Origin of the sequence: Vibrio sp. V42_P2S4T144 (genome assembly GCF_009904715.1) — a bacterium.
In the GTDB taxonomy this organism is placed as follows: domain Bacteria; phylum Pseudomonadota; class Gammaproteobacteria; order Enterobacterales; family Vibrionaceae; genus Vibrio; species Vibrio alginolyticus.
Window position 1 is genome coordinate 1 of record NZ_WXWS01000132.1, and the last position, 5,323, is coordinate 5,323.

7 protein-coding genes are annotated in these 5,323 nt (G+C 46.9%); 2 read left to right on the plus strand and 5 right to left on the minus strand.

Annotated features, from left to right (window positions below):
• The first annotated feature begins 75 nt into the window (after positions 1-75).
• Positions 76-747 carry a type 1 glutamine amidotransferase domain-containing protein gene (locus CAG68_RS04340; RefSeq protein WP_054578996.1) on the plus strand — a complete coding sequence of 224 codons (672 nt, stop codon included), beginning with the start codon at positions 76-78 and terminating at the stop codon, positions 745-747.
• 84 nt (positions 748-831) lie between these two features.
• Here the strand turns inward: CAG68_RS04340 and CAG68_RS04345 are convergent, their stop codons facing one another.
• Positions 832-1,479, minus strand: a complete 648-nt coding sequence (locus CAG68_RS04345; protein WP_054578997.1) for a glutathione S-transferase family protein — start codon at positions 1,477-1,479, stop codon at positions 832-834.
• A 118-nt stretch (positions 1,480-1,597) separates the two neighbouring features.
• Between CAG68_RS04345 and CAG68_RS04350 the strand changes: the two genes are divergently transcribed.
• Positions 1,598-2,428 (plus strand): LysR family transcriptional regulator, encoded by an 831-nt coding sequence (locus tag CAG68_RS04350; RefSeq protein WP_054578998.1) that lies wholly within the window; start codon positions 1,598-1,600, stop codon positions 2,426-2,428.
• Between the two features lie 9 nt (positions 2,429-2,437).
• On the opposite strand, the gene CAG68_RS04355 is transcribed toward CAG68_RS04350, so the two are convergent.
• From CAG68_RS04355 to CAG68_RS04370, 4 genes are all read right to left on the minus strand, one after another.
• The gene (locus CAG68_RS04355) at positions 2,438-3,010 is read right to left on the minus strand and encodes a protocatechuate 3,4-dioxygenase (protein WP_161440825.1); all 573 of its coding nucleotides are present in this window, start codon (positions 3,008-3,010) and stop codon (positions 2,438-2,440) included.
• A gap of 138 nt (positions 3,011-3,148) precedes the next feature.
• On the minus strand, positions 3,149-3,817 hold the full coding sequence (gene artM, locus CAG68_RS04360) for an arginine ABC transporter permease ArtM (protein WP_005388569.1): 669 nt from the start codon (positions 3,815-3,817) through the stop codon (positions 3,149-3,151).
• Positions 3,814-4,503: an arginine ABC transporter permease ArtQ gene (artQ, locus tag CAG68_RS04365; protein WP_042521067.1), complete on the minus strand. Its 690-nt coding sequence runs from the start codon at positions 4,501-4,503 to the stop codon at positions 3,814-3,816. The genes artM and artQ overlap by 4 nt, the downstream gene beginning before the upstream one ends.
• A gap of 1 nt (position 4,504) precedes the next feature.
• Positions 4,505-5,248, minus strand: a complete 744-nt coding sequence (locus tag CAG68_RS04370; RefSeq protein ID WP_017634244.1) for an arginine ABC transporter substrate-binding protein — start codon at positions 5,246-5,248, stop codon at positions 4,505-4,507.
• Positions 5,249-5,323: the final 75 nt, after the last annotated feature.

Here is a 5,323-nt window from a genome sequence, read left to right on the forward strand (position 1 = left end):
GTATTATCACTTATTTGTTTAGCAATTAGTATGAAGGTGTTCAACAAATACACGTAAGCCAAAAAGGAAACCATCATGAAGAAAGTACTCATCATTGTGACGAACCATGCGACCCTAGGTGAAACTGACCAAGCAAACGGAACTTACGCGCCAGAGCTCACTCATGCCCTTAGCGAACTGCTGGGTGCAGGCTTCGATTACGACATTGCCTCTATCAAAGGCGGGCAAGCACCACTGTACGGAACCGACATCGAAGGCGACGCAGTGAACGAGAAAATTTTGGCGGATGATGATTTCCAGAACCGCATCAACAACACGATTCCAGTGTCACAAATCAACGGTGACAACTACGATGCGATCTTCTATCCGGGTGGTTTTGGTCTTCTTTCAGACCTAGCGAGCAACGAAGATTTTGCCAAGATTTCCGCAAAACACTATGAAGAAGGCGGTATTGTGGCAGCAGTTTGTCATGGTCCGGGCGCTCTTCTTCCTATCACGCTTAGCAATGGCGAGAAGCTACTTGCGTCTAAATCAGTGACAGGTTTCACTCGCGAAGAAGAGATCGACTTCGGCACCATCAACGATATCCCATTCCTATTGGAAGAATCTCTTGCACGCAGCGCAGCGCGCTACTCTAAAGTGCAACCTTGGCAAGAGTTTGTAATTGTGGATGATCGTGTCATCACAGGTCAAAACCCAACGAGCGCACACGGCGTAGGCAGAGCGATTGTTGAACACCTAGCTTAAACGCGCCGGAAACTACAACCATCCTAGAAGAGGAAAGCGTGCTTTGTCATGCTTTCCCTTGCTACAGGCGATCGCAAGATGCGCTTATACTTCTTCCCCTGCCTCGTCCTCTTCTACGATATCCGTTTCTTGGCTCGCCTCTTCCAACCATTGCTGTAAAGATTCACTTGCTAGCACCTTCTGTTGGTAAGCTTTGGCACCTTCGGATAACTCGATACCGTAAGTTTGGAAACGCAATGCCACAGGTGCATACATAGCATCAGCTATCGACCATTCTCCAAATAGCCAACCGTTGGGATACAGTTTGGCTTGCTCAGCCCAAATGGCATCAATACGCGCAATATCCTTACGCGCACCATCCGTTAGATCGACTTTTCTGCGTGCGCGGATGTTCATTGGGAGTTCGCTTCTTAAGTTAAAGAAACCCGAATGCATTTCTGATGCGATGGCGCGTGCTTTAGCCCGTTCTGCAGACTTACTTGGCCATGCTTTGTCTTGTAAGTATTGCTCGTTAACGTATTCCAAAATCGCTAATGAATCCCACACGGTTGCGTCACCATCCACTAAGGTAGGGACTTTCGCGGTTGGTGTAATATCTTCCAAGGTCTTATAAAAATCTTCTGTGAATAAATTGAGCTTGGTGACTTTCACATCCAGTTTGAATTGAGAAAAGATCAGCCATGCGCGAAGTGACCAGCTTGAGTAGTTTTGATTAGCAATAAACAGTTTCATGACGCCTCCATGCGGTTCGTGTTTTGAGTACCCATCCATAATATCTGATTGTATTTAAGGGGACTAACGGATAGTTTTGATGGAACACTTCAACAAAAACGATGGATGAGTTTTAGATATGGATATCGATGCGTTGCGCAGCTTTCTTGCTTTTGTCGAAACGGGCAGTTTCACTCGTGCAGCCAAGCAGATCAATCGCACCCAATCCGCGTTCAGTGCTCAAATGCGTAAGCTAGAAGACGAACTCAGCGTCAGTTTGTTTGAAAAAGAAGGTCGCAACCTAGTATTGAGTGAAGCGGGACTGGCACTGCGCTCTCACGCCGAACTATTGGTTAACTTGCACAATCAAGCACTGAAACAAGTGAAGCGCTATGAAAACAAGCGCCCTCTTCGCTTAGGTTGCCCCGAGGATTACAACGACAATATCCTGCCTAAAGTCATCCGCGTATTACAGCAATCTGAGCCCACATGTTCAATTCAAGTCTTCAGTGAGCCAAGCATCACCTTGAGAGAAAAACTTGATGAAGGAAAGCTAGACGCCGCTATTGTGACAAGAGCACCGGACAGTGAGGAAGGTTACTGGCTAGCAAGCGACAAAGGCGTGTGGATTGCTCACCCTGATTTTGACATTGAGAACGCCCAACCTCTCCCTCTCGCCCTATTCCAAACCGACTGTAAATACCATGCGGCAGCAGTAGACGGATTAACCAAACGTGGCACTCCTTATCAACTACTGGCGTGTTGTAATACGGCTTCTGCACAACGAGCAATTGTACGTTCAGGCATGGCTATCGGTGCGATGGGCAGTATTAGCGTTAGCGAGGATCTTAAGATCTTAGACGATATGCCATCGCTACCTTCCGTGGATATCGTTTTGGTCACGGGCGTCGAGCCTCATCCGACACTGGATAAAGAATGCTTGGCGCAATTGGTTGAGTTAATGGCTTAACCGGATTAGCTATCCAATCACAAAGTTAAATTGGCCAGTTAATCGCCCGTCGGTTCGTATGGTTTCAAACTGTAGATAATCACGGGCTTTGCCACCCCACCATTCATCACCAGTATTGCCTTTTAAGTACAACTGAGTGGTCAGAAGCTCTTGGTTATCCCGCCACAACTTAACGTGAATGTGCGGTGGACGAGAGGCATAAGGCACGGGGTACAAAGTCTGGAATAAGTAGCGACCATCCGATTGAGTTTCTACCGCGCCAAAACCTGCAAAGTGAGTATCAAACTTATCATTATTTGGCTGCTTAGGGTGATCGTAAATCCCCTGCCCATCGCATTGCCAGATTTCTACTTTGATGCCTGAAACTGGGTTTCCCGATGTATCTACGACTTTACCTTGCAACACGATAGCTTCACCGACCAAGCCCTCTGATTGCAGAATCAAGTTTTGACGAAGAGGAATATCCACTACTGGATAAAATGGCCCTTCTGCTTGTGCTGGCGTCGGCCGCATTGGTGTCGTCGCTTTTAAAGAGGGTGCGAACAACAATGTCCACAGCGCTAAAAAGTGTCTTCTTTCCATGGTGCCACCAATACAATTGCGTTGAATTAAGTTTGGGGGAACTTGAGGAATTTGCCATGACGAATATAAAAAATGCCCCTGCAAGAGAGCCATTCGCAGAGGCACTGTGGAACTAAATGATGAGTGTTGATTGAAGGTTTATGCGGCTTCGAACGCCAATGCTTTCTTCTCTACCTGACGGAAAATGAGAGTTAGCACACCATTTACCGTTAAATAAAATGCGCCTGCAATACCAAATACCGTCAACGTATCGTAGGTTTGTGCGTTAATGCGCTGCGCATAACCCATCAGATCCATGATCGTAATCGTGCTTGCTAGTGACGTACCTTTGAAGACCAAAATCACTTCGTTCGAGTAAGCCGGAACCGCACGACGAATAGCGTATGGCAGCAGCACTTTTAGTGTTGCGGTTTTGTTCATACCTAATGCACGACACGCTTGCCATTGACCAGAAGGAATCGCGTTAAACGCTCCTTTGAACAACTGAGTGCTGTATGCAGCGGTATTGAGTGCTAGCGCTAACATCGCACAGAACCAAGGTTGGCTTAACCATGTCCAGAATACACTTTCTCTTACGGCATCAAACTGACCCGGACCGTAGTACACCAAGAAGATCTGTACCAGCAAAGGCGTACCTGTGAACAAGGTGATGATGCCACGACTTACCCAATGCAAACCCGGAGTACGTAGGATCAGAGTCAGCGTCATCATCAGAGCTAAAAGACAGCCCACAACCAAGGAAGCGGCGGTCAATTGGAGGCTAGTGCCTAAGCCATCCAGCATTTGCCAAACGTGTTGTTCGTTCATGCGGTCGCCTCCTGTCCCATGCTCATGCCTTGAATTGAGAACTTCTTATCAATCAGTTTGACGGCACGTTGTGTAATCAAAGTAATGCCTAGGTAAATCACCGCAGCGGTTGCGTACCATGTAAACGCTTCATGCGTCGCTGCAGATGTTAGCTGCGCTTGTTTCAACAAATCCGTCACGCCGATCAGTGATACAAGCGCGGTGTCTTTCAGCAGAACTAACCATTGGTTAGTTAAACCTGGTAGTGCGTGTCTTACTGCTTGTGGTAAAACAATGCGAACGAAAGCGTGTGCTTGACTGATGCCGAGTGCACTTGCTGCTTCTCTCTGCCCTCTTCCAACGGCTTTTAATGCGCCACGTAGAGTTTGAGAAGCGTAGGAAGCGAAGATCAATGACAACGCCACCACGCCAGACAAGAACGGGCTAACTTCAATAAAGTCGCCGGTGATTAAAAACAGAACCTGCGTCGAACCAAAATAGATGAACAACACGACAAGGATTTCTGGCAAGCCACGTACAATCGTCACAAACGCCGTCATTGGCCATTTAACGAAAACGCGGCGAGACATTTCACCACTGGCGAATACCACTGCCAGAATCAAACCGACTAAGAGGCTTGTGAAGGCTAGCTGGACAGTCATCCAACTAGCTTGAACAAGCGATAAAGAGTAACCCGTTAGTGCCATATTACTTACCGAAGTATTTGTTGTAGATTACGTCGTATTCGCCGTTTGCTTTCACTGTTTTCAGTGCTGTGTTCAGCTTGTTCACTAGCTCGTCGTTACCTTTATTTACTGCGATACCGAAACCGTTACCGAAGTATTTAGGGTTAGTGACGTGCTCACCCACGTAAGCTAGGTTGTCTTCTTTCTTGAACCATTCTGCTACGACTGCTGTGTCACCGAATACAGAATCAATACGGCCATTTTTCATATCGATGAACGCGTCTTGGTAGCTTGAGTAAGGAACCGCGGTTACGCCCGGCATTTGCTCAATCAGGTAGCTTTGGTGTGTTGAACCGTTTTGAACACCAACACGCTTACCTTCTAGTGCTTTTTGATCAGCCACTTTTTCTTTGATAGAAACAAACGCTGCTGAGTTGTCATAGTATGCATTCGTGAAATTCACTTGCTCCAAACGCGCCTCAGTAATGTCCATTGCAGAGATTGCCGCATCGTAGCGCTTGAATTTTAATGCAGGGATCAGGCTGTCAAAAGATTGGTTGTGGAAGGTGCATTTTGCTTCCATTTCTTTACATAGTGCGTTCGCCAGATCCACATCAAAACCTTGGATTTGGTTGTTTTCATCCATGTATTCGAATGGGGCGTACGTCGCTTCCATCGCGAATTTGATCTCTTCTTGTGCTGCTGCGTTTGCTGCCATAGTTGCAGAAGAAAGGCCGATTAGTGAAGCTAGTAGAATCTTTTTCATTGCAATACTCCGTGTGTACTTAGTGGGCTGACACTCGCAATGACAGCCGAGCTTATCTGTTAAATAGACTGAACT